This window comes from Streptomyces sp. NPDC001373, assembly GCF_042895815.1.
In the GTDB taxonomy this organism is placed as follows: Bacteria; Actinomycetota; Actinomycetes; order Streptomycetales; family Streptomycetaceae; genus Streptomyces.
Genome location: NZ_JBIAWQ010000006.1, coordinates 257399 through 280310, shown reverse-complemented (window position 1 = coordinate 280310; position 22912 = coordinate 257399). Strand labels below are relative to the sequence as shown.

Annotated in this window: 19 protein-coding genes and 2 pseudogenes; 10 read left to right on the top strand and 11 right to left on the bottom strand. The window is 72.4% G+C overall.

Annotated features, from left to right (window positions below; genetic code table 11):
- Window positions 1–274 precede the first annotated feature (274 nt).
- The gene (locus ACFY15_RS16745) at window positions 275–1933 is read left to right on the top strand and encodes a hypothetical protein (protein WP_390689536.1); all 1659 of its coding nucleotides are present in this window, start codon (window positions 275–277) and stop codon (window positions 1931–1933) included.
- 75 nt (window positions 1934–2008) lie between these two features.
- The gene (locus ACFY15_RS16740; protein WP_390689535.1) at window positions 2009–3295 is read left to right on the top strand and encodes an MFS transporter; all 1287 of its coding nucleotides are present in this window, start codon (window positions 2009–2011) and stop codon (window positions 3293–3295) included.
- A 99-nt stretch (window positions 3296–3394) separates the two neighbouring features.
- Here the strand turns inward: ACFY15_RS16740 and ACFY15_RS16735 are convergent, their stop codons facing one another.
- From ACFY15_RS16735 to ACFY15_RS16710, 6 genes are all read right to left on the bottom strand, one after another.
- Window positions 3395–5998 (bottom strand): acyl-CoA reductase, encoded by a 2604-nt coding sequence (locus ACFY15_RS16735; RefSeq protein ID WP_390689534.1) that lies wholly within the window; start codon window positions 5996–5998, stop codon window positions 3395–3397.
- 14 nt (window positions 5999–6012) lie between these two features.
- Window positions 6013–7161, bottom strand: coding sequence for an acyl-protein synthase (locus ACFY15_RS16730; protein WP_390689533.1), 1149 nt, complete (start codon window positions 7159–7161; stop codon window positions 6013–6015).
- Window positions 7158–8318 carry a GNAT family N-acetyltransferase gene (locus ACFY15_RS16725; protein WP_390689532.1) on the bottom strand — a complete coding sequence of 387 codons (1161 nt, stop codon included), beginning with the start codon at window positions 8316–8318 and terminating at the stop codon, window positions 7158–7160. The genes ACFY15_RS16730 and ACFY15_RS16725 overlap by 4 nt, the downstream gene beginning before the upstream one ends.
- Window positions 8315–9688: an MFS transporter gene (locus ACFY15_RS16720; RefSeq protein ID WP_390825690.1), complete on the bottom strand. Its 1374-nt coding sequence runs from the start codon at window positions 9686–9688 to the stop codon at window positions 8315–8317. The genes ACFY15_RS16725 and ACFY15_RS16720 overlap by 4 nt, the downstream gene beginning before the upstream one ends.
- Window positions 9685–10953 (bottom strand): phenylacetate--CoA ligase family protein, encoded by a 1269-nt coding sequence (locus ACFY15_RS16715; protein ID WP_390689530.1) that lies wholly within the window; start codon window positions 10951–10953, stop codon window positions 9685–9687. Before ACFY15_RS16715 ends, ACFY15_RS16720 begins: the two co-directional genes overlap by 4 nt.
- Before the next feature lie 276 nt (window positions 10954–11229).
- A complete protein-coding gene (locus ACFY15_RS16710) occupies window positions 11230–11355 on the bottom strand; it encodes a hypothetical protein (RefSeq protein ID WP_390689529.1) in 126 nt (41 codons plus the stop codon).
- A 541-nt stretch (window positions 11356–11896) separates the two neighbouring features.
- Here ACFY15_RS16710 and ACFY15_RS16705 point away from each other — a divergent pair.
- Window positions 11897–12766 carry an endonuclease/exonuclease/phosphatase family protein gene (locus ACFY15_RS16705; RefSeq protein ID WP_390689528.1) on the top strand — a complete coding sequence of 290 codons (870 nt, stop codon included), beginning with the start codon at window positions 11897–11899 and terminating at the stop codon, window positions 12764–12766.
- A gap of 232 nt (window positions 12767–12998) precedes the next feature.
- Here the strand turns inward: ACFY15_RS16705 and ACFY15_RS16700 are convergent, their stop codons facing one another.
- The gene (locus tag ACFY15_RS16700) at window positions 12999–13340 is read right to left on the bottom strand and encodes a HopJ type III effector protein (RefSeq protein ID WP_390689527.1); all 342 of its coding nucleotides are present in this window, start codon (window positions 13338–13340) and stop codon (window positions 12999–13001) included.
- A 288-nt stretch (window positions 13341–13628) separates the two neighbouring features.
- Here ACFY15_RS16700 and ligA point away from each other — a divergent pair, with 288 nt between their 5' ends.
- The 4 genes from ligA to ACFY15_RS16680 all read left to right on the top strand — a co-directional run bounded on the left by ligA (window position 13629) and on the right by ACFY15_RS16680 (window position 18321).
- Window positions 13629–15671 carry an NAD-dependent DNA ligase LigA gene (gene ligA, locus ACFY15_RS16695; RefSeq protein WP_390825689.1) on the top strand — a complete coding sequence of 681 codons (2043 nt, stop codon included), beginning with the start codon at window positions 13629–13631 and terminating at the stop codon, window positions 15669–15671.
- A 363-nt stretch (window positions 15672–16034) separates the two neighbouring features.
- Window positions 16035–17261: an alpha/beta hydrolase family protein gene (locus ACFY15_RS16690; protein WP_390689525.1), complete on the top strand. Its 1227-nt coding sequence runs from the start codon at window positions 16035–16037 to the stop codon at window positions 17259–17261.
- 196 nt (window positions 17262–17457) lie between these two features.
- Complete coding sequence (locus tag ACFY15_RS16685) at window positions 17458–17631, top strand: hypothetical protein (RefSeq protein WP_390689524.1); 174 nt, start codon at window positions 17458–17460, stop codon at window positions 17629–17631.
- A gap of 228 nt (window positions 17632–17859) precedes the next feature.
- The gene (locus ACFY15_RS16680) at window positions 17860–18321 is read left to right on the top strand and encodes a hypothetical protein (RefSeq protein ID WP_390689523.1); all 462 of its coding nucleotides are present in this window, start codon (window positions 17860–17862) and stop codon (window positions 18319–18321) included.
- 113 nt (window positions 18322–18434) lie between these two features.
- Here the strand turns inward: ACFY15_RS16680 and ACFY15_RS16675 are convergent, their stop codons facing one another.
- Window positions 18435–18710: a zinc-binding dehydrogenase gene (locus tag ACFY15_RS16675; protein ID WP_390689607.1), complete on the bottom strand. Its 276-nt coding sequence runs from the start codon at window positions 18708–18710 to the stop codon at window positions 18435–18437.
- Between the two features lie 455 nt (window positions 18711–19165).
- Between ACFY15_RS16675 and ACFY15_RS16670 the strand changes: the two genes are divergently transcribed.
- On the top strand, window positions 19166–19579 hold the full coding sequence (locus ACFY15_RS16670; RefSeq protein ID WP_390689606.1) for an SgcJ/EcaC family oxidoreductase: 414 nt from the start codon (window positions 19166–19168) through the stop codon (window positions 19577–19579).
- Between the two features lie 45 nt (window positions 19580–19624).
- Window positions 19625–20501, top strand: a pseudogene (locus ACFY15_RS16665) (IS5 family transposase).
- A gap of 9 nt (window positions 20502–20510) precedes the next feature.
- Here ACFY15_RS16665 and ACFY15_RS16660 read toward each other — a convergent pair.
- Complete coding sequence (locus ACFY15_RS16660; RefSeq protein ID WP_390689605.1) at window positions 20511–20969, bottom strand: GNAT family N-acetyltransferase; 459 nt, start codon at window positions 20967–20969, stop codon at window positions 20511–20513.
- 148 nt (window positions 20970–21117) lie between these two features.
- Between ACFY15_RS16660 and ACFY15_RS16655 the strand changes: the two genes are divergently transcribed.
- On the top strand, window positions 21118–21213 hold the full coding sequence (locus ACFY15_RS16655; protein WP_390689522.1) for a DUF4158 domain-containing protein: 96 nt from the start codon (window positions 21118–21120) through the stop codon (window positions 21211–21213).
- A 295-nt stretch (window positions 21214–21508) separates the two neighbouring features.
- On the opposite strand, the pseudogene ACFY15_RS16650 reads toward ACFY15_RS16655, so the two are convergent.
- Together ACFY15_RS16650 and ACFY15_RS16645 are read right to left on the bottom strand one after the other, a co-directional pair.
- Window positions 21509–21769: pseudogene (locus tag ACFY15_RS16650) on the bottom strand (carbohydrate-binding protein); the annotation flags it as partial.
- Between the two features lie 173 nt (window positions 21770–21942).
- Window positions 21943–22911 (bottom strand): ABC transporter substrate-binding protein, encoded by a 969-nt coding sequence (locus ACFY15_RS16645; protein WP_390689521.1) that lies wholly within the window; start codon window positions 22909–22911, stop codon window positions 21943–21945.
- Window position 22912: the final 1 nt, after the last annotated feature.

Below are 22912 nucleotides of genomic sequence, written 5' to 3'. Positions count from 1 at the left end.
CTGCCGTCAGGGGCGTCACGGACGGTGGGGGCGCTCTTTCGGCGCAGTTCGACGAGGTGCGGCCCGTTCCTGCGGCATAGGCTGCCCTCGCGACTGTAATCCGTTCATCACGCCTGGTGACGGTCTTGCGGCTTCCTCTGTGAGCGGTGAGCCCGCAGACCGCTTCTGAGTCGGCGCCCTGCCGCTCGGAGACTTCGGAATCCCCTTCCGGCCGCCGTGTGCCCGGGCTGTACCGCCCGAGAAGGACGCCTGCGCCGGAGAGTTGGAGGAGAAAGTGAAGGTAGGCATACGTCGCATGCGCCTGGTCGGGGCGCTGGCGTCCCTCGCTGTGGTCGCCGGCGGTTGCGGCCGGGCAACGGTCAACGAGAGCCATGAGCCCCTCCGGGGTGGTCCGCCGGACCCGTCGGCCGCCGCAGCGGCCGCCGACGAGGCCCGAAGCCGGTCCACGTGGGATCTGCCCGTCGGGGAGGCGGCCATCGCCGCGCAGGAAGCCGTCTGCGCCGCCACCCAGCCCAACAGCCCCTGGTACCGGACGCTCGTGCCGTTCGAGCACTACGGCTCCGGACGCACCAGCCTGCATCCGTGCGCGCAGTTCCCGGGGTCGATGACCGGGCCGAACGTGGTCGATGCCCGCCCCACGACGACCAACGTCTACTACTCGCAGTTCGACATCGCCACGCGCGGCCTGAAGGACATGTACGTCTACTACGGCGGCAACGGCGACCTGAACCCGCCCGCACTGCAGACCTTCATCTCCAAGGTCGAGCCCGGCACGATGAAGCAGATCTGGCGCACCCCGCTGTCGGACGCCCGGAAGAACAACGAACTGCACGTCTCCGGCGCGGTCGACGTCATGGCCGACGGCAACATCGTCGCCATCTCCGACCACACCCTCTACAAGCTCGACGGCACCACGGGCAAGATCCTCCTCAAGCAGGACATGCCCACCGGCAGCAGTCCGACCAACGACAGCGCCTTCAACGGCATCGACGCCTTCTCCGACGGCACGATCGTCGTCAGGTCGATGAACCGCCCCGCCGGCTGCACGCTCAACGGCTACAGTGCCGCCGCGTACAAGTGCCCCGGCGCTCCCAGCTCGGCCAAACCGTCGATCATCGGCACGGTCGACCCGAAGACCTTCAAGGTCCTCAGCTGGGTGGAGCTGAAGGGCAATGTCCTGGGCCGGGTGACCACCAGCCATTACCAGGGACACGACTACGCCTACGTCACCACCCCGACCCAGATCTACCGCTACGTCTGGGACGGGCACACCGTCAAGCAGGACCCCACGTGGGGACCGGTCACCTATGTCAAACCGGGTCAGGCCGCGGCCGGCGCCCCCGTCATCATGGGTGACTGGGTGGTCTTCTCCAACAACGGCACGCCCTCCAAGGTGCCCATGAGCGTGTACGCCATCCACCAGGGCGACTCCAAGCGCATGACACACCTGGACCCCACTCCGACGCTGAAGCCGGGCCAGGTCAGCTACTACTACGCCAAGGTCTCCGCGGACGAGGCGAACAACCGCATCTACGTCATGGACTTCGGTCTCGGCACCGCCTCGGCCATCGACTTCCGTGACGGCCGGATGTCACTGGCGTGGAAGGTCAACCAGCGCAGCAACAGCTACATCACGCTGATCGGCCCGGCCGGCAAGCGGGTGTTCGTCAACGCCAACGCCCGCTCCAAGGAGACCGACCCCACCAAGTTCAACCCCGGCCCCGTCGGCGCCAACTACCAGGACCAGATCCAGTGGCGCGACGCCCGCACAGGAAAGCTCCTGGCCGCCTCCGACTTCTACGGACCCTCCAACCCGGCCGGCACCGTACCCCCCGGCTACGGAGGACTGATCTACGACATCCTCGGCGACGGGCACGCCGTCGCCCTGGCCGTCCGCCCCGCGAACAAGCCCGAGAAATCCCCTCGCCGATAGGCTGGTCCAGGCGAAGGGGCGCGTTCCCGCCGGGGCCGTGGCGTACGGACGGCTCCCGGCGGGCAGAGCGTGATCATGACAGAGATCGCGACGCACACCCCCGCCCCGCCGCGCCACCCGTTACGCCAGCTGCTGGCCGCCTCGGTCGGCAACGCCGTGGAGTGGTACGACTGGTACGCCTACACCTTCCTCGCCACCCACATCGCACGGCAGGTCTTCCCCTCCGGTGCGGACGACTCCCTCGTTCCGTTGCTCTCCACCTTCGCCGTCTTCGCCGTCGGCTTCTTCATGCGCCCGGTCGGCGGGCTCCTGATGGGCGCGATCGCCGACCGGCGGGGCCGGCGCACCGCGCTGACCGTGACCATCCTGCTCATGGGAGGCAGCAGCCTGCTGGTCGCCCTCACCCCGGCGTACACGGCCGTCGGCGTGCTCTCCCCGGTCGTCCTCGTCGCCGCGCGGCTGCTCCAGGGCCTCTCCGTCGGCGGGGAGTTCGCCGCGTCGACCACCTTCCTCGTGGAGTCCGCCGGGCCCGGCCGCAGGGGACTCTTCTCGTCGTTCCAGTACGTCTCCACCACCCTCGGCCAGCTGGCCGCCTCCGGCCTGGCCGCGCTGCTCGTCGCCACACTCGCCGAGGACGCCATGAACGGCTGGGGCTGGCGCGTGCCCTTCCTGCTCGGCGCCGTCCTCAGCCTCGCGGGATTCTGGATCCGGCGCGGCGCCGAGGAGACCCTCGCCGCCCGGCCCGCCGCGGCGCCCCGCCCCGGACTCCTCGACGCGCTCCGGCACCACCCCGGGGCCTCGCTGCTGATCGCCGGCATCACGGCCGGCGGCACCCTGGCCTACTACACGTGGACCTCCTACCTGCCCACCTACGCCGAGCTGGAGACCGGCATCGCCAAGCGCGACGCGCTCCTCGCCGGGACGCTGTCCCTGGCGTTCTTCGCCCTGCTCCAGCCGATCGGCGGCCTGCTGTCCGACCGGTTCGGACGCAAGCCGCCGCTGCTGTTCTTCGGCCTCGGCTTCGCCCTGCTCGTCGTACCGCTGCTGCGCGCCCTGGACGGCTCGTTCGCTTCCCTGCTGCTCGTCCAGTGCGCGGGCATGGTGCTGCTCACCGGCTTCACCTCCGTCTCGGCGGCCGTCAACGCCGAGGTCTTCCCGGCCCGGGTCCGGGCGGCGGGCATCGGATTCCCGTACTCGCTGACGGTCGCGCTCTTCGGCGGCACGGCCCCGTACATCGGCACGCTGCTCCAGGACGTGGGCAGGCCGGGCCTGTTCCCCTGGTACGTGGCCGTGCTGTGCCTGTGCTCCTCGGTGGTGTACCTGCGGCTGCCGGAGAGCGCCCACCGGACCCTCGACCGCTGACGCCGCATCGCCCCCGGGAGTCCCGCCACCGCCCGTCCTGCGGCCCCGGCCGTCGGACCGGGACCGCAGGACGGACGGGACGGCGGCCGAGGCCGCGGCCTAGCGGCGCGCGTCCACCACCGCGAGGAGCTTGCCGCTGGTCGGGCTGCGGTCCAGCGACGCGCCGTCCACCGCCTCGACCACCAGGTCCAGCAGCCGCTCCGCCACCGCCGAGCGGAGCTCCGGGTAACCCGACAGGAAGACCTCCCGCAGCCGCCCCGGATCCGTCGCCGGCGCCCGCTCCACCCGTACGGTCAGCCGCTCGCGCGCCTGCGTACCGTCGAGCCTGATCTGCAGCTCGCCGCGGTGGCCGCCCTCCTCCTCGGCCAGGGACAGGAAGCGGCGGTGGTTGAGGAAGTACGTGGCCACCCGCATCACGTCACCGGTGCGCCCCATCAGCTCGAAGCGGGGCGCGTGCCGGCCGCAGGGGCAGCGGCCCGGGACCTCACGGCCGAGGTCGCCGATCAGGTACCGGCCCAGCTGCTGGCCGCGCCGGGCGTGCGTGGTGAACACCAGCCGGCCCGTCTCGCCCGGGGCCACCGGACGGTCCTCGGCCAGGTCCACGATCTCCATGGTGTGGAGGTCGGCGTGCAGGTGGTGGACACCGCCGGAGCTGTCCGCGCACTGGTAGCCCAGCGGGCCGAGGTCGGTGCTGCCGTAGGTGATCGAGCGGACGGCCTCGATGCCGAACCGGGTCTTCAGCGTGCGCTGCTGCTCCTGCGTGAAGTGCTCGCCGCCGTAGAAGACCTTCCGCAGGCCCCCGTACGCGCGCAGCGCGTCCTCCTCCGCGTGCAGCAGCTGCCACAGGTAGGAGGGCATGCCGAAGAGGGTGTCGGCGCGGTGTTCGACGATGGCCCGGGCCGTGGCCCTGTGGTCCGCTCCCGCGGACAGGGGCAGCTGCACCCCGCCGAGCCGTTCGAGTACGGAGAAGAAGCTGATGAAGCTGCCGTACATGCCGCCGCAGTAGAAGAGGTTGGCGGTGCGGTCCCCGACCGGGTCGTAGCCGGCGGCGAGCAGGCCGCGGGCGGCGGCGTGCATCTGGGTGTCGTAGTCGTCGTAGCTGAAGACCGACAGGGCGGGAGCGCCCGTGCTGCCGCCGCTGCGGAAGTAGAGCTCGGCATCGGCCCGGGACAGCTCCCGGGACGGTTCCTGCACGTCCTCCTTGCCCCGCAGGGGGCCCGTCGGCAGCGGCAGGACGACGGGCCGGGCCAGGTCGTCGAGGCAGGCGGTGGTGGCGAACCGGACCGGGTCGGCCTGGACCGCGACGCGGCGGCTGTAGCGCTGGAGGGCGTAGACCCCGTCGTGCGGCTCGCCGGCGTAGCTCGCCTGCATGGCGCCGACCGGCGTGACGCGGGTGACGCCCGCGGCCAGTGCGGTGCGGGAGAGCTCGGCGACGTCGGACCGGCTGCCCGCGAGGCCCGCCGTCTGCAGGTAGCGGCGCATCGGGCGCAGGGTGGCGATCAGCCGCTCGCGGGGCAGCGGCTTGACCCACACGCTGCGGTGCAGCGGCGAGGCCGTGAGCGGCGACCGGGTGTCGGCCATGACCCGCCACGAGCCGTCAGGCGCCGCGAACACGCGGGTCAGGCCCAGGTGTTCCTCCAGCCGGGCCACCAGCTCGGTGGTGGTCAGCTCGGCCGCCTCGGCCGGGTCCGGCTCGCCCGCCGCAGCGGCGCCCGCGGCAGGCGGACGGGCCGCGAGGACCGCGGCGAACCGCTCGGCGAAGGCGAACACCTCCGCCTCGTCCTCGGTGTCGAGGTAGACGACCTGGGGGCTGGAACAGGCCTGCTGCTCGTACAGGCACACGTCGTCCGCGAGGGCGTCGAGCGTGCGGGCGTCCGACCAGGCGTCGGCCGTCAGGTACGCGAAGGAGATCCGGTGCCCCCACTCCACCAGCCGGCACCCGGCCGGCACATGGGCCGCCACCCCTTCGACGGCGCCTTCCCCGCCCCAGACGGCGACTGCGTCCGCGGGCGCGCACATCAGGCGCAGCCACTCCTGCCGGGACGACGGGAAGCGCAGGACGATCACCCGTGCGGCGAGCGCGCCGCCGGGGTCGAGGGCCGCGAGCTCGGCCATCAGGTGCTGGGTCAGGAGGGTGTCGGCGCTGCTGGTCTTGAGGATGTTGACGTTCCCGGCGAGCAGCCCCTCGACGATGCTCAGCGGTGCGACCGTCGCGGCGTTGCCGGGGGCGATGTGGGCGACCAGGCCGACGGGCGCCCACGCCTCGTAGACCGTCTCGCGGGGATCGGCCCGGTTCAGCCGGCCGGGGGTCGCGCTGCCGAGTTCGCGGCGCAGCTTGCGGGTCAGCTCCCGCCGGCTCAGCAGGGCGCCGAGCTCGGCCAGGACGGCCGGGTCCTCTCCGGCGGGCAGGTGCGCGGCGAGCCGGGCGCGCACCGGGTGGGCCGGGTCGCACAGGGCGGTGGCGAGGGCGTCGCAGGCGGCCAGCACGGTCTCGGTCTCCAGCACCGTGGCCAGCGCGGCCTCGACGGTGGCCTGCAGGCCGGCGAGGCGGCGCCCGGCCTCCTCGTCGCCGATGAGGGCACCCTGCCAGTAGTGGTGCGCGGCGCCGCCATGGCCGTGCTGTTCGCACGAGGCCGCGGACATGCTCTCCGCCTCCGTCTGCGTCCCCGTCCCCGTCTGCGTCTGCGTCTGCGTCTGCGTCATGGTCTCCGTCACGGTCACGCCATGCCCTTCATCAGTTCCGCTGCGGCCACCGCGCAGCTGCGGTTGCGGCTCACCCCGGCCCTGCCGTGGACGGTGAACCAGGGGGTTTCCAGCTCGCACCCGCAGGCGTCGCCCGGCTGGAGGGAGGCGAGGTCGCCCATGACCACGCTCTGCGCCGGTACCGAGGTGATGTACGGCGAGACGAGGTGCAGGTAGCCCCGTTCCCCGTACGGCAGGGGTTCGAGGGTGCGCGTGGAGCGGATCGTGACCCGGGACCACACGGGGGCGTGCAGCCGGTGCTGGTCGCACTCGATGTACGGGATGCAGTGCTCCACCGACCCGAAGGTGTCCCGGATCCGCTCACCCGGGATGCCGAGCTGCTCGGTGACGCGGCCGTACAGCTCCTCCTTCCCGATGCGCCGGTCGGAGTGCCCCTTCCAGCCGCCGCCGAGGATGACCAGGGAGCCCTCGGGCAGGCGCAGCGGGGGCAGCCCCATGGCCCGCATCCGCTCCAGGGTGAAGAAGAGGAAGGCCGGGAAGCCGAGGATGCGGACCGGGGTGTCCTCCCGCTCGAAGCGGCGCAGCGCGGCGACGCAGCCGAAGGGGTCGAACTCGTGGTCGCCGCCGGTGTTGCGCAGGGCGTACGCGACGCTGCGCGCCGGGGCGAAATCGCACAGGTAGTTGTCGGTGAAGGCGGTCCCGAGGTTGAGGGAAGGGGCCGGTTCGTAGCTGTACAGGAGGTAGTTGACCTCCTGGTCGGGGGTGATCCAGCCGTGGCGCTCGAAGATCCGGGCGACCATCCGCTGGGCGGAGCGGATGGTCCAGTGGTCGAAGAACATCTGCGACTTCTGGCCGGTGGTGCCGGAGGAGGTCAGGTGCAGCTCGACGTCCTCGCGCGGGATGGAGAGGACCTCGTGCCGCTTGAAGAAGTTCGCGTGGACGAGCGGCGTCCGGTACGGCCGCGCCGGGGGAGTGGCCTCGTACAGGGAGCGGAAGAAGGGGGACCGGTCGACGTGCCAGGCGTTGGTCTCCGCCATGGCGGCGGCGAACAGCTCGTCCTCCGCGGGCCCGCAGGCGTACGGGTCGGTCAGGTCGCACAGCTGCTGTACGTGCGGCAGGAGGGCCGGGTCGGGTACGGCGACCGGCGCGAGATGGGGGTTCATGGGGCAACCTCGGATGATGTGGGCAGGTGTGCCGACGCCCAGGCCGACACGTAGCAGTCCAGATAGGGCTGGAGGGGCGGTTCGACGGCGACGCCGCGGAAGTCGATGCGTTCGCCGGAGCGGGACAGGACGGCGTAGTCGTGGAAGCCGTCGCCGTCCGCGCGCATCGCCGGGTAGACGGCGCCGGCGACGAACCCCTCGGCCAGGAAGGCCGAGAGGACCTCCTGGTGCGCGAGCGGCACCAGGGCCTCGACGTAGCCCGCGCCCGCGCGGGCCAGGGCCCGGGTGACGGGTTCGAGGCACGCGGCCGCGGCGGCCGGGTCGGGGTGGGCGGTGAGCAGGGAGCAGTACCCTCCGGCGCGGTTGAGGTAGGCGTAGACCTCGAACCGGCCGTCCTCGGGGGTGAGCAGCACGTTGGGGGTGTGCAGCGGGTAGAACCAGCCCTCGGCGCTCGGGAACCGCTCGCGGAAGCGGCGGCGTACGAAGGCCGGCGCCTCGATCATCTCCAGCCGGTCGCCGGTGCCCGGCGGTGCGGGCGGCGCCGGGCGCGGGGCGGTGGCGGCCCGCACCCCGGGGTATCCGATGCCCAGTGCGGCCCCGGCGGTGCGCAGCAACGGCAGGAGCGCGGCGGGCACTTCGGTGACGGGGATGCGGCGGTCCAGCACCCCGGCGGAGTGACGCGCGTAGAGTGCGAGGCTTTCGCGGCTGCTGAGATCCACCGCGTTGGGCAGGATGCCCAGCGGGCGGAAGCCGTTGCGTGCGACGACGCGCTGCGGGCCGGCGCTGACGGTGCGCACGGTCGCGTACACCGAGTCCAGCCGGCCCGTGTCCAGCATGCCCGCGCACAGGGCTTCGGTCAGGGTGGCGGCCAGACCCGCCGAACGGTGCTCGGGGTGTACGGCGATGCCCTCCAGACGGCCGATGCGGCTGCCCGCCTCGCCGTGGATGGCGGCGGACGCGGTCAGGGCCCCGGTGCCGGCACAGCGGCCGACGAGCCACAGGGAGTACGGGTCCTCGATGAGCCGGGCCATCTCGGCCGGGTCGGTGCCGAGGGCGACGGGGTAGTGGGGTCCGTAGACGGCGTAGTAGAGCTGGCGCAGTTCGGCGATGTCCGAGCGTGCGGCGGGGGTGATGAGGGGGGTGGCGGCGGGGCTCACCGCTCACCTCCGGCGGGTTCCGGCGGGGCCGGCGCGGCCGAGGGGGACTTCAGCAGGGCCAGGGCGCAGGCCGCGGGGACCAGGCCGGCGCCCTGTACCAGGCACAGCGTCCGCGGGGAGAGGAAGTCGCCGGCGAAGCCGAACGCCAGGGACGCCACCGGCAGGGAGGCGCCCAGCACGGCCTGCATCACGGCGAAGAAGCCGGGCTTGTCGGCCGTCGGCACCAGCCGCTGGAACAGGGCCACGAAGCGCACGCTGACGGCCCCGGCGCACCAGCCGGCCACGGCCAGGCAGCCCGCGACGACCGGGCGGTGCGCGATCAGCCCCGGCAGCGCGAGGGCGAGGGCCATCAGGCCCAGGCAGCAGGCGCCGGCGGTCGTGGGGCGTCCCGGCACGCGGGCGCCGGTGAAGGCGCCGACGAGCGCGCCGGTACCCAGGGAGGCCTCCAGCAGGGCCACGGTGCCGCCGCCGCCCGCGAGGACCGAACGGGTGTAGAGGGGGATGACGACGAACACGGCGGTGGTGAAGAGGTTCGCCGCGGTGAAGCAGACCAGGATCCGCCGCACGTAGGGGAGTTCCCCGAGGATGCGGCGCAGCGGGCGCGGCTCGGCCGGGGCGGCCGGGGCGTCCGGCGCGTCGGCTCCGACGCCCGGGGCGGCGGTCACGACGGTGCGGAAGCGGGCGCCCGCGACGAGGAGGGCGGCGCCGAGGTAGGCGGCCGCGCAGCCCGCGGCCAGCCCGGCCACGCCGGTCCGGTCTACGGTCAGGGCGCCGAGCAGCGCACCGGCGAGACCGGCCAGCGACTGCGTGGACAGCTCGAAACCGGTGGCGGTCTCGATGTCGGCGTCGTCGACGAGTTCGGGCACCGAGGTGGTCAGGCAGGGGTCGAAGAACGCCTGGCAGGTCGCCAGGGCGAGACCGGCGGCGTACACGGTGGCGAGCGGCGGGCCGCCGTCGTATGCCCACAGCGCGAGGGCGCCCGACGCGCCCCCGGCCAGGGCGGCGGCGGTCCGCAGCACGGAACGGTGCGGGAACCGGGTGACCGCCGCGGCCACCACGGGCGCCAGCGCCACGGCGGGCAGGGTGCAGGCCGCCATGAACAGCCCGGAGGCGAGCCCGCGCACGTCGTCCACGGCGTAGGCGACGATCCACCAGGCCACGCCGACCTGGAACATCCGTACGGCGGCCTGGGTGAGGATCTGGCCGAGCCACACGGCGCCGAAGGCGCGGTTGCGCAGGACCAGCGGAGCGCGCCGCCGGCCGCCCGCGGTCTCCGCCTCGGTCTCCGGCCTGGTCTCCGGCCTGGTCTCCGCCGCGCTCTCCGGACCGGTCTCCGGCCCGGTCTTCGTCACGGTTGAGGCGGTGCTCATGCGGTCGGCCTCTCGTCGAGGACCCGGACGAGCTTGCCCGAGCGCGGGTTGACGGCGAGGTCGCGGTGGCGCACCCACTCCACGGACAGCGGGTGCACGAACCCGGTGCGCACGCTGTCCGGATACAGCGGCCGCACCTTCTCCAGCCGCGCGACGACGGCCCCGGCCAGTTCCTCGCGGCCGTCGTGTCCTCCGCCGGGGGCCGTGGCCAGCCGCAGGACGAGCCCGTCGCGGCCGTCCCAGCGGCGGACGACGAGCTGCATGCCGACCACGTCTCCTGCGGTGTCCGCCGCGGCCACGGCGTCCTGGGCGTCCTGGGTGTACAGGGAGACGGGGCCCACGCGGACGCCCTCCTCGGCGCGGCCGAGGATCCGGAAGTGCCCGGGTCCGCCGCCGGTCCACTCGGCCCGGTCGCCCGCGGGGTAGCGGATGACCGGCATGAGGCGGCGGAAGAGGCTGGTGACCACGACCCGGCCGGGCCGGCCCGGTTCGGTGATGGGCTCGTCGGTGGAGTCGTCGAGGATCTCGACGACCGAGTACGGCGTGAAGGCCCGGTGCACCCGGGCGTCGGGCCCGGGTACGGGGCGGCCGAGCAGGCCCGCGTCCACGCTGGCGTACCCGACGGAACGGGCCTCGGCCCGGGGGAACGCGGTGGCCAGCAGGCGCCGCTGGTCGTCGAAGAGGGCCTCGCCGCCGAAGAGGAGCAACTCCACCGCGTCGAGGCGGACACCGGACGCCACGACCTGCTCGGCGAGCCGGCACAGCGTGGTCGGGGTTCCGGCCAGCACCTGGGCGGCGAGATCGCGCAGCGTGGGGATCGTCGACTCCGGCGGCGCGGCGCCGCCGACGGGCAGGCGGACGTTGTCCACGGGCGCGTGGGCGAGGGAGTCGAGGACGAAGAGGAAGCTCGCGTACAGCTCCCCGGCGTAGAAGAGGTCGGCGACCCGGTGCCCCGGGCGTAGCCCCGTGTCCACGAGCCCCTGGCCGAAGGCGGTGACGAAGGTGCGCCACTCGTCACGGGTGTAGACGGAGAACTTGGGGGACCCGGTGGTGCCGCCGGTCTTGTAGACCGTGGCCTCGCTCAGCGGGCCGGTCAGCACCCGGCTGTCGTGAAGGGTGTTGGCCGCCCAGAACGCTTGCTGGTCGACCACCGGCAGGTCGGTGAGGCGGTCGGCGTGCGGCGGCAGGGACGCGTAGAGGTCCCGGTAGAAGGGCGAGTTGTGACGGACGAAACGTATGAGGTCCGAGAGCTGCTGGGCGGACATGGGCCTTTGCCTGGGTGACGGAACGGGACGGAGCCGCGGCGCGCGACGTGGCGCGGCGGGAAAGCGCGGACGCTCCGGCCGGACCGGCCGGTGTGAACGGGGGACCCCCCGGTGCCCCTCGCCCGCGCTCACTGTGCGTCAAAACTTGACGCACAGTCACGATGATGAAACATCAATGCGCCTGTCACAAAATCGAGCAAGGATTTCCGGCCAGTTCGGCTGTATCCATAAGGATTTCCCGTGTCTCCCGTGCCTCCCGTATCTCTGGGGAGGGGTCTACGGGAGGGTGAAGCTCCAGTCGTTGCTGGCGTGGTACTCGCCCGGGGGGTACTCGTGCACCGTTTCGGCGACGAGGGTGAAGCCCACCGCGCGGCAGACCGCGTTCGAGGCCGCGTTCGCCACCCGGGGAAAGGCGTGAGCCGCCGGCCTGCGGTGCGCCGGCGGGAGGGCGGCCAGATGGTCGAGGAGGGCCCGGACCGAGGTCGTCGCCCACCCCTGGCGCTGGTGCTCGGGAGAACGCCCCAGCCCACTTCGAAGATCGGCCCGCCCCCGTGCTCCTTCGGCGCGAAGGAGACCGTGCCGACGGTGTCCCCCGCCGGGGATTCCACGCGGAACACCCGGCCCTCGTGCGGGGCGTTCGCGCTCATGGCCGTCCAGCGGCGATGGCGGGCGAGGAGCGCGCCGTCGGGTTCGGGGCCGCCGAGGTGAGCCGTCATGTCCGGGGTGTTGCGCCGCCGGAGCAGCCAGAGGTCGTCGTCCGCCCACGGGCGGAGACGCACGTGTCTCGTCGTGTTCATGTGGCGAGGGAACAGCCCGGGGCCCGCGGACGCACCCGGTTTTGCGGAATCGGGCGGTAGCGGCCCGGCCGCACGGACCGGCCGGAAATCACCTCCATCGTGCGTCGAGGGCGCCGTGTGATGATGTGCGTCCACTCCGGGAGGCGATGGTGCTGAGCAGGGGCGCGCGGTGGGCCGCGGGCGCGATGACGGCGGTCTGCATGCTGCTGCTCCTGGGCTCCGGCGCACCGGGCGGCGGTGCCCCCCTCCCCCGGCGCCTGCCGTTCGACGTGCCCGCGGAGGCCGTGGCGGACCGGGTCGCCACGTGGAACCTCTGCAACCCGTGCGGCGGGATCGGGCACGACTTCGGCCGGGCGACCGACATCGCCAGGTCCGCGCCGCAGGTCATCGGCCTCCAGGAGGCGTGCGTACGGGACGTCGAGGAGATCCGCACCTACCTGGAGGAGGTCTACGGGCTGGTCTACCGGGTCGCGTACGGGTCGGTCCTGCGGAACTGGAACCGTTGCGGGGGACTGCCGTGGCGGCCCGGAGGCTTCGGCCAGGCCATCCTCTCGGCGGCGCCGATGACGGACCGGGTGAACGTCGAATACCCCGACGGCGGCTCCGAGGACCGCGGCTACCTGGCCGTCACCACACTGGTGGGCGGCCGGCCCGTCCGCGTCTTCAACACCCACCTCGCCGAGCGCCGGCAGCCGCAGGCGCGGGCGGGCCAGGTGCGGGTGCTCGCCGCGGAAGTCGCCCGCCACGACCGTGCGATCGTCCTCGGCGACTTCAACGCCGTGCCTGACGCACCCGAACTCGCCCCGATGTGGCCCCTGGCCCCGGACACGGACCCCGGCTGCCGCCCCTCGACCACCGGCGCCGGCGCCGGCGCCGGTGCCTGCCCGGCGACCACTGACTGGAACCTCACGTTCGACTACGTCTTCCTGCGCGGCATCACCCCGCGCACCCACCACGTCCGCCCCAGCGGGTACTCGGACCACCACCTGCTGTCCACCGACCTGAACCGGGGTTAGCTCTCCGGGCTCTGCCGGTCGACTGCGGGCCAGGAAGGGTGCCGACATGCTCGGAGCGCGCAATCCGCCGGCCTGTGCCCTGGGGGCGCTGCTGATCGTCCTGCTGCCGGGGCCGAGTTCTCCGTTGACGCTGCCGACCGCCGCGCGGCGCCCGACCGGCCGTTCCGTTCCGCTCCGCGGCGCGGGCGCGTGCGGGAGGCCGGACTCACGCCGTCGCCCGGGCCGTGGCCGCTCAGCTCCTGCGGGCCAGCGGCCGGCCGGCGAAGCTCACCCCTGCCAGGCCGTGGGCCATCAGGTTGCGGATGTTGCCGTGATCGGTGCCGTCCGGCGTCGCCAGCACGCCGCGGTAGTACTCACCGAAGGCCAGCAGGGCCTCCTGGTCGCTCAGCCCTTCGAGCAGCGCCAGTCCCAGCGTCTTGCAGGAGCCCTCGTTCTCGCCCGCGGCGTTCTCCAGAGCGCCGTTGCGGAACGCCTGCGGCTGGTACTCGTAGTGCGCGGCGACGAAGGCCAAGGTGTCGGCGAACTCGTGCTCACCCGACGCAAGGCTTGCCCGCAGCGAGTTCAGATCGGACATGTCGGCCCCCCTGGGTTGGACGGACGGCCCGTTGCCGTCCGCGACCGGACGACCATAACCTCCGTGGGGCCGGCCGGTAATGGTCGGCATCTCCGCAGGTCACGCACCGCGATGGTGCGATCCCCCGAGGGCCCGGCCCCGTCCGGGCGGTCGATCCGCGAGGACGGTGCCGGTCAGCGGGGCACCGCCGCTCCCGCCCGCTGGCGCGGGGCGGGCCGGCCGTGTGCCGCGGCGGCGAGGGGTGGGAAGGCGGCGTCAATGTCAGTGCCGGGCAGCATGATGATCCGCATGACCGAAAACAGTGCCCTGCTCTCTCCCGCCGCCTACCTGGAGGCCGTGACCACCGCCGTCGCGGCGTCAGCCGCTTACTACGGCGACGGGACCACCCCGCTCGGTGACGACGAGTACGACGGGCTGCTGCGCGCCATCGCGGCCTATGAGGAAGCCCACCCCGACGAGGTGCTCGCCGAGTCGCCGACCGGGAAGGTGGCCGGCGGGGCCGTCCAGGGCGACGTGCCGCACTCGGTGCCGATGCTCTCCCTCGACAACGTCTTCGACGCCGACGAGCTCGCCGAGTGGGCCGCAGGGCTGGAACGGCGCCTCGGGCACCCCGTGGCCGGCTGGTGCGTGGAGCCGAAGCTCGACGGCCTCGCGGTGGCCGCCCGCTACCGGGGCGGCCTGCTCGTCCAGGTCCTCACCCGCGGCGACGGCCTGGCCGGCGAGGACATCACCCATGCCGCCGACGCCGTCCTCGGTCTGCCACCGGTACTCACCGAACCGATCGACGTCGAGCTGCGCGGCGAGGTGCTGCTGACGACCGCGCAGTTCGAGGAGGCCAACCGGATCCGGCTCGCCCACGAGGCCACGCCCTTCGCGCACCCGCGCAGCGGGGCGGCCGGCACCCTGCGGGCCAAGGACCGCCCCTACCGCGTCGAGCTGACCTTCTTCGCCTACGGCGCGATCGGCCTGGAGGACCTCGGCCACACCGCCCTGCTGGAGAACCTGGCCGCGCTCGGCGCGAACACGGCCGCCGGAACGGCCGCCGCCCCCCTGCGCTGCGAGACCCTGGAGCAGGTGCAGGAACGGATCGACGTGATCGTCGGCCTGCGCGGAGACCTGCCGTTCGGGATCGACGGTGTCGTCGTCAAGGCCGACACGGCCGAGGACCAGCGGCAGGCCGGCAACGGCTCGCGCGCCCCGAGGTGGGCGGTGGCCCGGAAGCTCTCGGCGGAACACAAGGTGACGCGTCTGCTGGCGGTGGAGTGGAACGTCGGCCGGACCGGGATCATCGCCCCGCGCGCCGTCCTGGAGCCCGTGGTGATCGACGGTGTGACCGTCACCTACGCCACGCTGCACAATCCGTCCGACATCACCCGCCGCGGGCTCATGATCGGGGACCAGGTGTTCGTGTACCGGGCCGGCGACGTGATCCCCCGGGTCGAGGCGCCACTGGCCGACCAGCGCACCGGCGCCGAGACCCCGATCGTCTTCCCCGAGGCGTGCCCCCGCTGCGGCGACGCGATCGACACCGCCGAGCAGCGGTGGCGGTGCGTGCGCGGCCGGAGCTGTCAGGCCGTGGCCTCGGTGATCTACGCGGCCGGCCGGGACCAGCTCGACATCGAGGGCCTCGGCGGCACCCGCGCGGTCCAGCTGGTGGAGGCCGGCCTGGTCAAGGACGTCGCCGACCTGTTCACGCTGACCCGCGAGGAGCTCCTCGGGCTCGAGCGGATGGGCGAGACCAGCGCCACCAACCTCCTGGCCGCGATCGAGACCGCCCGCGGGGCCGCGTTGAGCCGCGTGTTCTGCGCGCTCGGCGTCCGCGGCACCGGCCGTACGATGTCGCGCCGTATCGCCGCGCACTTCGGCTCGATGGCGGCGATCAGAGCCGCCGACGCGGACACGCTGGCCGCGGTCGACGGCATCGGCACCGAGAAGGCCCGCGTCATCGCGGCCGAACTCGTCGAACTCGCCCCGCTCCTCGACAAGCTCCAGGCGCAGCGGGTCGGCACGCAGGTCACCGAGCCGCAGAAGCCCGCGACCGGGGCGACGAGCGACGCCGAGACCCCGGCGGGCGGCCCGCTGGCCGGACAGGCCGTCGTGGTCACCGGCTCCATGACCGGCCCCCTCGCGGAGCTGTCCCGCAACGAGATGAACGAACTGATCGAGCGGGCCGGCGGCAAGGCGTCGTCGTCGGTGTCCAAGCGCACCACCCTCCTGGTGGCGGGCGAGAAGGCGGGCTCCAAGCGCACCAAGGCCGAAGAACTGGGCATCCGCATCCTCGGCCCGGAGGAATTCGCCGTCCTCGTCGCCGATTTCCTCCCCACCCCCTGACGGTGCGCGGTGCCCCGCACGCACGCACGCACGCACGCAGGCGACGCGGAGCGGGAGGTGTGGCGCGGCCTCCGGGAGGAGGAACCCTCGCGGCCGGCTCACAGCGCCCTGCCCGGCGGCGGTGCCCACATCGTGTGCACGCGGGGGCGGCGTCCGACCGACGGGCCCCTCGACGGCGCCGGCAAGGCGAGGTGGCGCCCTCCTCCGCCCGGCCGGCGGAACGGAGCGGCGGACGGCAGGGGCAGCCCCAGGGCGTAAGCCTGCGGGCCGATGCCGCGCGGGAGGGTCCCGTGACAGGGTTCCCCAGTGCCGCACGGAACCGCCGTCGCGGCCGACTGACGATCCGTCACCAGGGGAGGGCACTTGACCACCACGCCGTTCACCAGCCGGAAGGGCATGACGCGCCGCCGCATGGTGGGAGCCGCGCTGGCGGCCGGGGCCGCCGTACCGCTCGCCGCCGCGGCCGGCCCCGCCTGGGCCGCCCCGGCCGCGGCCACCCCCGACCCGGCGCGGTTCGTACTGCCCGAGCCGACCGGGCCGTATCCGGTGGGCACGGTCCAGCTGCACCTCGTCGACCGGTCGCGCCCGGACGACATCGCGGGCCCGGGGCACTTCCGTGAGCTGATGGCCACCGTCTGGTACCCCGCCCGCGACGTCGAGCGGTATCCGGTGGCGCCCTGGATGCCGGCGGGCGCATTCCAGGCGTTCCTCACCGACGTCGGGCTCGCCGGTCTGGCCTCCCTGGGGCCGCTCACCGCCGGCCACGTGGGTGCTCCGGTGCGGCGGACGGGCCGGCCGCTGCCCGTCGTCGTGTTCTCCCACGGCGCGCACAGCCACCAGGGCGATCACACCGTCATGGTCCAGGAGCTCGCCAGCCACGGATACGCGGTCGTGACGACAGCTCACCAGTACGACACGTACACCGAGTTCCCCGACGGCCGGATCGGCGTCCCGCTGCGCGACCGGCAGGCGCCGACGCTGCCCGGAGACTTCGCGGCCGACCTGCGCTTCGTCCTCGACTGCGTCGAGCGGCTCGCCGCCGGGCGCAACCCCGACGTCGACCGCAGGGAGCTGCCGGCCGGGCTGCTCGGCTCCCTCGACCCGCGGTGCATGGGCGCGTTCGGCTGGTCGAAGGGCGGGACGGCCACCGCCTGCGCCGCGCTCGCGGACGAGCGCATCCGGGCCGGGCTCAGCCTCGACGGCCCGATGCAGATGAACCCGCCGCTGGCCGGCGACCTGGACCGGCCCTTCATGATGATGTCCGCCGTGTTCACCCGGGCCGCGGACCCCGAGGCCGCCGCGTTCTGGTCGCACCTGCGAGGCTGGCGGCTGAACCTCCGGGCCCAGGGCGCCGCCCACGTCTCGTACGGCGACAACGAGGCGCTTTTCCCGCAGGTGGCGAAGCTGCTCGGATGGAGCGGACAGCAGCTCCAGGAGGTGATCGGCACCCTCGACCCCGACCAGGCGGTGAAGATCCAGCAGGCGTACCCGCTCGCGTTCTTCGACGAGCATCTGCGCCACCGTCGGGGCCGCCTCCTCGACGGACCGTCACCGGCCTTCCCGGCGGTGACGTTCGTCGCCGACCGGTGAATCCGGGCGTCTCCACCCCACCGGGCCGGCCCCCAACACCCCGCCGACAGCGGCGAGAACCGAGCCCTCCGTAACAGCCTTCAGCCCGTGAGTGAGCGTGGTGCGCTCCCCGGAATAAATTCTTCCGGAAGGGTTGACGCAGGCCTCCGGTCGGACGGATCGTGATCGCCTCGGCTACGCGAGCGCTGGAGGTTCCGTGAGCAAGATCCGCACGAGAGCGATGACCCTGCCGAACGGCACCGCCGTCCGCACGACGTCGACGCGAGCCGAGGTGGAGCTGACCGACGAGGAGCTCTTCGAGCGGTACCCCGCCGTTGCCGAGATCATGGTCCGCTGGAGCCTCGAACGGATGGGCGACGTCGAGATCTGAGCGGGCGGCCCCCCAGTCCTCATGGCCCCTGGCCCGATGCGCTGCGTGTTATCGGGCCAGGGGCTGTTTTGCGCCGTAGCGAGGCATTTTCGTCGGTTTGAAGTGGGGGAGAAGAAGACGGTGAGGGACTGAAGTGCCGTTTCGCCGCTGAAGGTGTTCGACCAGACGGGTGAGCGCGTCGTTTCTTCACTGTCGGCTCCGGACGTGGCCCGACTACAACTTCGATCCATGATCAAGCACTTCGTGCGGCGCGGTCTTCCCGTGCTGACTCTCGCCCTCCTGCCCGTACTCGCCTCCGTCCCGGCTGCCGACGCCTCGTCCGCGCCCGCCGCGTCCGCCGCGTCCGCCGCGCGCAGCGACGCCCACTTCTCCGGTGGCTCCACCCTCCACAAGAACCAGGCGTGGACCTCCGGCAACGGCCGGACCGTCCTGCGTGTCCAGAGCGACGGCAACTTCGTCCTCTACAAGGACGGCCGTGCGGCCTGGCAGGCGCCGGGCGTCTGGCCCAAGGCCAACAGCGCGGTCTTCCAGTCGGACGGCAACTTCGTCGTCTACGACAGCAGCGGCAACCCCGTCTGGGCCGCCGGCACCTGGCACAAGGGCCAGTACCTGTCCGTCCAGGACGACGGCAACGTCGTCGTCTACAACAGCAGCAACCAGCCCGTCTGGGCCACCAACACCGGCGACTGACCGCTCCGCCGCAGGCATGACGAAGGGCCCCGCCGGACCTCGTACGGTCCGGCGGGCCCCTTCCCGGGGACTTCCGGCGGCGGGGCCGCCATCCGCACCGGCGGCGGGCCGTGTCAGCCGGCGGGCAGGGTGAGCGAGACCTTGCCCGTGGTGCGGCCGTCGAGGAGGTGGCGGACGGCCGTGGCGGTCTCGGCGAGCGGGTAGACGCGGTCGACGACCGGCTTGAGGGTGCCCGCTTCGATGTGAGCGGTGAGGTCGCGCATCCCGTCGGCGTGCTCGGAGGCGATGAAGGTGCCGAGGTGCCGGCCGGTGAAGGGGGACAGCGCCAGGGCGCGGAGCTGCCGGTCGGTGCCGCCGAGCCAGAGGCCGTCGGTCTCACCGCCGGTGATGACCAGCCTGCCGCGCGGGTGAGGGCGCCCCGGAGGCTCCGCAGGCCGGAGTCGCGCGCGATGTCGGTGATCGCGTCGTAGCGTCCGGGGTCGGCGAGGAAGTCGGGCTCCGAGTAGGAACGGACCAGGAACCGGTGTTGCTGTCGGAAGTTTTGACAGGCCGTGATCCGGGCCGTCAGGGGCGACGTGCGGACCGCCCCCGGCGCCGGATCAGCTACACAGCGCCGTCGATCTCGGCCCGCAGCTGGGCGGCGAGGGCGCAGTGCCACCGGCTGTGCCGCCCAGCAGAGGGCCGAGGACTTGTCCGGCCGATCATGTAAATGTCTCGTGCCCGGCTCGTTTTCCTGGGCTCAGACTCCCCAGGCAGCTCGTGCCGGAGCCGCGCCAGATGTCCGGTCAGCCTCACATCCCCATGTGATCACACGCTTGACCTCAATCACGCTTGAGGTGTGACGATGATCCGCATGACCACGAAATCCACATCCCACGCGGCAGACATCGAAGCGATCGACCAGCTCGTCGCGACCGTCGAGCACTCCCAGCAGAACAAGGACCCCGAAGAGTTCCTCAGCCTCTTCCACCCGGACGCGATCTGGACGACGGCCCACGGCAAGGTACTCATCGGCCTCGACGCGATCTCGGAGTTCACCCGCAAGGTCCTCCCCGCGGCAAGCTGGGATGGCAAGGTCACCTACGAGGTGGTCCACGTGCTCTTCATCCGCCCCGACGTCGCGGCAGTCAAGGTCCGTCAGCGTTACCTGGCCCCGGGCGAGGAGAGCGAGGGCGCCCCGCTGTACGTGATCTCGAAGCAAGCAGACGGTCGCTGGCTGCTGTCCGCTTGCCAGAACACGGGGGTCGTCGCCGACTAGGCCGTGTATCGAAAGTGGATCTTGGGTTGTGAATGATCACGGTTCATGGGTCGGGGAGATCTCACGGACGAGCGGTGGGCGGTGCTGGAGCCGTTGTTACCGAAGGGCGCCAGGGCGGGGCGGCCGCCCGTTTGGCCTCGGCGGCAGCTGATCGACGGCATTGGGTTCCGGGTCCGGACGGTGTCCCGTGGCGGGACGTCCCCGCCGAGTACGGACCGTGGGGTCGGGTCTACGACCTGTTCCGCCGGTGGCAGCGCAACGGCACCTGCCAACGGATCCTCACCCGGCTCCAGACCCTGGCCGATGCGAAGAATGCGATCACATGGGACCTGAGCGTCGACTCCACGGTCTGCCGCGCCCATCAGCATGCGGCCGGGGCCCGCAAGCAGGGCGACCTGCAGAAAGAGCCGCCGGGGGGCCTGTTCGCCGAGCCTGGTGATCACGGGCTGGGAAGGTCGCGCGGCGGGTTCACCACCAAGCTGCACCTGGCCGTCGAGCAGGGCCAGAAGCCCATGTCGATCGTGGTGACCGCTGGGCAGCGCGGGGACTCGCCGCAGTTCGAGCCGGTGCTGGAGAAGGTCCGGGTGCCCCGCATCGGTCCGGGCCGGCCACGCGTCCGCCCCGACCGGGTGCGGGCCGACAGGGCGTACGCCTCCCGCAAGAACCGTGCCTACCTGCGCCGCCGCGGGGGATCCGCTGCACCATCCCGGACAAGGCCGACCAGGCCCGCAACCGCCGGAAGCCTGGCTCCCGCGGCGGCCGGCCGCCGCGCTTCGACCCGGTCGACTACCGCCAGCGCCATGCGGTCGAGTGCGGGATCAACCGCCTCAAGAGGCACCGGGCAGTGGCTACGAGATATGACAAGCTCGCCGTCCGCTACGAAGCGACGGTACTGGTGGCAGCGATCAACGAGTGGCTGTAGTCAGCACATCTACGACTCACGCAAGTGTGGCGAGTCGGCCAGAGACTTGAACAGGTGCACGTCTGCGTGCCCGCCAGGGACACCCGGTGTCCGACCGGTCTCGACGAAGCCATGGCGCTGATAGAAGCCGGGAGCTTGGAAGGTGAAGGTGGAGGTGGAGAGGCAGTCACAACCCCGCCGCCGTGCCTCAGCCTCGGCTGCCTGCAAGATCCTGCTACCCCAACCATCCCTGCGGCTGTCCTCGCGCACCCACAGCAGCTCGATGCCGCAAAGGCCACCCCAAGTTCGCGCGGTCAACCCGCCAACCAGTTCACCTGCTTCATCGGTGACCTTGATCGAGAACGTGCCGCGGTCAGGAGCGCCTGTGGCGGCACTGTTGAAGGCGATCAACGCTTCGGTCAATCGGTCGTTGAGCTCAGAGTCATGCTCGCTGATAGCCAGGGCCGGGCCGGAACTGTGGTCAGTCATCACGGCACGGAGTATGTCAGTTGACCTGGCGCCGAAGCATGCGATTACTCACGTCTTTGATCGACTTCCGATACACACCCGCTAGAGGCGTCAGCCGCATCCCGCCGCACGGGCCAGAGTCGGTCTCGGACCGCCCCGTCGCCGGGCGATGGCCGCCAAGGGCGCGCGGAACCGGATCGGCTGGGCGGTCCAGCTCGGGACCGTCCGGTACCCGGGGACGGTCCCGAGTACGGACTGGACCTGATCCTCGACGGCCTCCGGCAGGCCGGAGGCCGCTGAGCGGGCGGCGCCCGGGGGGGCAGAGGCGCCGCCGTCCGGGCGCGCGCGACGTACGCGCCATTCGGACGGCGACCTGCGCCGAGGGCGACATCGTGCGGAATCGGAGACGGGGCCCGGGGCGGGGCGGTTCTCAGCGGGCGTTGAGTCCTCTCTCCACGCCCCGCATCTCCACATGGACATGCCCACCAGATGGGCCGTACTGCGATCAGTACCACGAGCGAGCGATCACTAACCGAGGAAGATCGGAACTTGACGCCCACTCAGAGGCGCTGCCAGAGTGCCGGGACGTTCGGCGGTTCCCAGCCGGTGACCGCGGTGTGCGCGTGCAGGCAGCGGTACGAGAGTCCCGCGTACGTGGCCCCGTCGCCGGCCCGGTACGCCCGGCCCGGTGTCCAGGTGCCCGTGGGCGGAGTCGTCGGTGGGGGAGTGGTCGGCGGGGTGGTCGGGTCCTGGGACACGTCCAGGACGAAGTCGAAGGTGCCCTCCTGGCCGGGTCCGGCCTTGCGCAGGTTCATCAGCATGCGGCTGTATCGGTGAGCTCGAAGCCGGCGGTGGCACCGGCACCGGGGACGCCCTGCCGGAACGCTCACTCCGACGCGCGACCCCGCCCCTCGCGTCGAGGTGCTGTGCCGCCACCCGCTCGTGGCGGGCGGGAGCCCGCCGTCCGCTGCCGTGTGCCGTGTGCCGTGTGCCGTCAGGTGGGCAGCCAGGTCTGCCAGGTGGTGCGGTTCTCCTTCACCCAGCGGGCCGCCGCCTCCTGTGGGGTCAGCTTCTCCTCCGCGATCATCAGCGCGACGTCGTTCTGCATCTCCGTCGTCCAGCGGAACTTCTTCAGGAAGGCGGCCGCGTCACCGCCGTCCTTGGCGAACCGGGCGTTGAGGAACTTCTGCAGCGGCGTGTGCGGGTACGCGCACGCCACCTTCTCCGGGTCGGCGTCGCAGCCCTTCTCGTACCCGGGCAGCTTCACCTCCGTCATGGGCACCTTCCGGAACAGCCACTGCGGCTCGTACCAGTAGGTCAGGAAGGGCTTCTTCTCCTTGGCGAACTGCCTGATCTGCGTGATCTGGGCCGCCTCGGAGCCCGCGAAGACCACCTGGAAGTCCAGGCCCAGGTTCTTCACCAGCGCCTTGTCGTTGGTGACGTACGACGGGGAGCCGTCCAGCAGCTGCCCCTTGCCGCCGCTCTCCGCCGTGCGGAACTGATCGGCGTACCTGTCGAGGTTTCTCCAGTCGGTGACGTCCGGGTGCTGCTCGGCGAAGTACGTCGGCACGAACCAGCCGATGTGCCCGGTGACCCCCAGGTCGCCGCCGCGGGCGATGGTGCCCTTCCCGTCGATGTACCGCTCCTCCTGCTCCGGGTGCCCCCAGTCCTCCAGGATGGCGTCCACCCGGCCCTGGCTGAGCGCGTCCCAGGCCGGCACCTCGTCGATCTGCACGGTGTCCACGTGGTAACCGAGCTCGTGTTCCAGCAGGTACTGGGCGACGGCCACGTTGGCCTGCGCGCCCACCCAGGACTGCACGGACAGCGTCAGCGTCCGGGACCCCCCGGTGTCCGCGAACGGGGAGGACTGGCGGGTCATGTCGGCGGCGCCGCAGCCGGTGAGGCCGGCCCCGACGGTCAGGGCCGCGGCGGCGGCCAGCGCGGCGATACGGGTACGAGCCATC

Coding starts and splice junctions, on each gene's coding strand:
- ACFY15_RS16740 (WP_390689535.1), top strand. CDS start 2,009: ATGACAGAGATCGCGACGCACACCCCCGCCCCGCCGCGCCACCCGTTA.
- ACFY15_RS16735 (WP_390689534.1), bottom strand. CDS start 5,998: ATGACGCAGACGCAGACGCAGACGCAGACGGGGACGGGGACGCAGACG.
- ACFY15_RS16730 (WP_390689533.1), bottom strand. CDS start 7,161: ATGAACCCCCATCTCGCGCCGGTCGCCGTACCCGACCCGGCCCTCCTG.
- ACFY15_RS16720 (WP_390825690.1), bottom strand. CDS start 9,688: ATGAGCACCGCCTCAACCGTGACGAAGACCGGGCCGGAGACCGGTCCG.
- ACFY15_RS16715 (WP_390689530.1), bottom strand. CDS start 10,953: ATGTCCGCCCAGCAGCTCTCGGACCTCATACGTTTCGTCCGTCACAAC.
- ACFY15_RS16705 (WP_390689528.1), top strand. CDS start 11,897: ATGGTGCTGAGCAGGGGCGCGCGGTGGGCCGCGGGCGCGATGACGGCG.
- ACFY15_RS16700 (WP_390689527.1), bottom strand. CDS start 13,340: ATGTCCGATCTGAACTCGCTGCGGGCAAGCCTTGCGTCGGGTGAGCAC.
- ligA (WP_390825689.1), top strand. CDS start 13,629: ATGACCGAAAACAGTGCCCTGCTCTCTCCCGCCGCCTACCTGGAGGCC.
- ACFY15_RS16680 (WP_390689523.1), top strand. CDS start 17,860: ATGATCAAGCACTTCGTGCGGCGCGGTCTTCCCGTGCTGACTCTCGCC.
- ACFY15_RS16670 (WP_390689606.1), top strand. CDS start 19,166: ATGATCCGCATGACCACGAAATCCACATCCCACGCGGCAGACATCGAA.
- ACFY15_RS16660 (WP_390689605.1), bottom strand. CDS start 20,969: ATGACTGACCACAGTTCCGGCCCGGCCCTGGCTATCAGCGAGCATGAC.
- ACFY15_RS16655 (WP_390689522.1), top strand. CDS start 21,118: ATGGCCGCCAAGGGCGCGCGGAACCGGATCGGCTGGGCGGTCCAGCTC.
- ACFY15_RS16645 (WP_390689521.1), bottom strand. CDS start 22,911: ATGGCTCGTACCCGTATCGCCGCGCTGGCCGCCGCCGCGGCCCTGACC.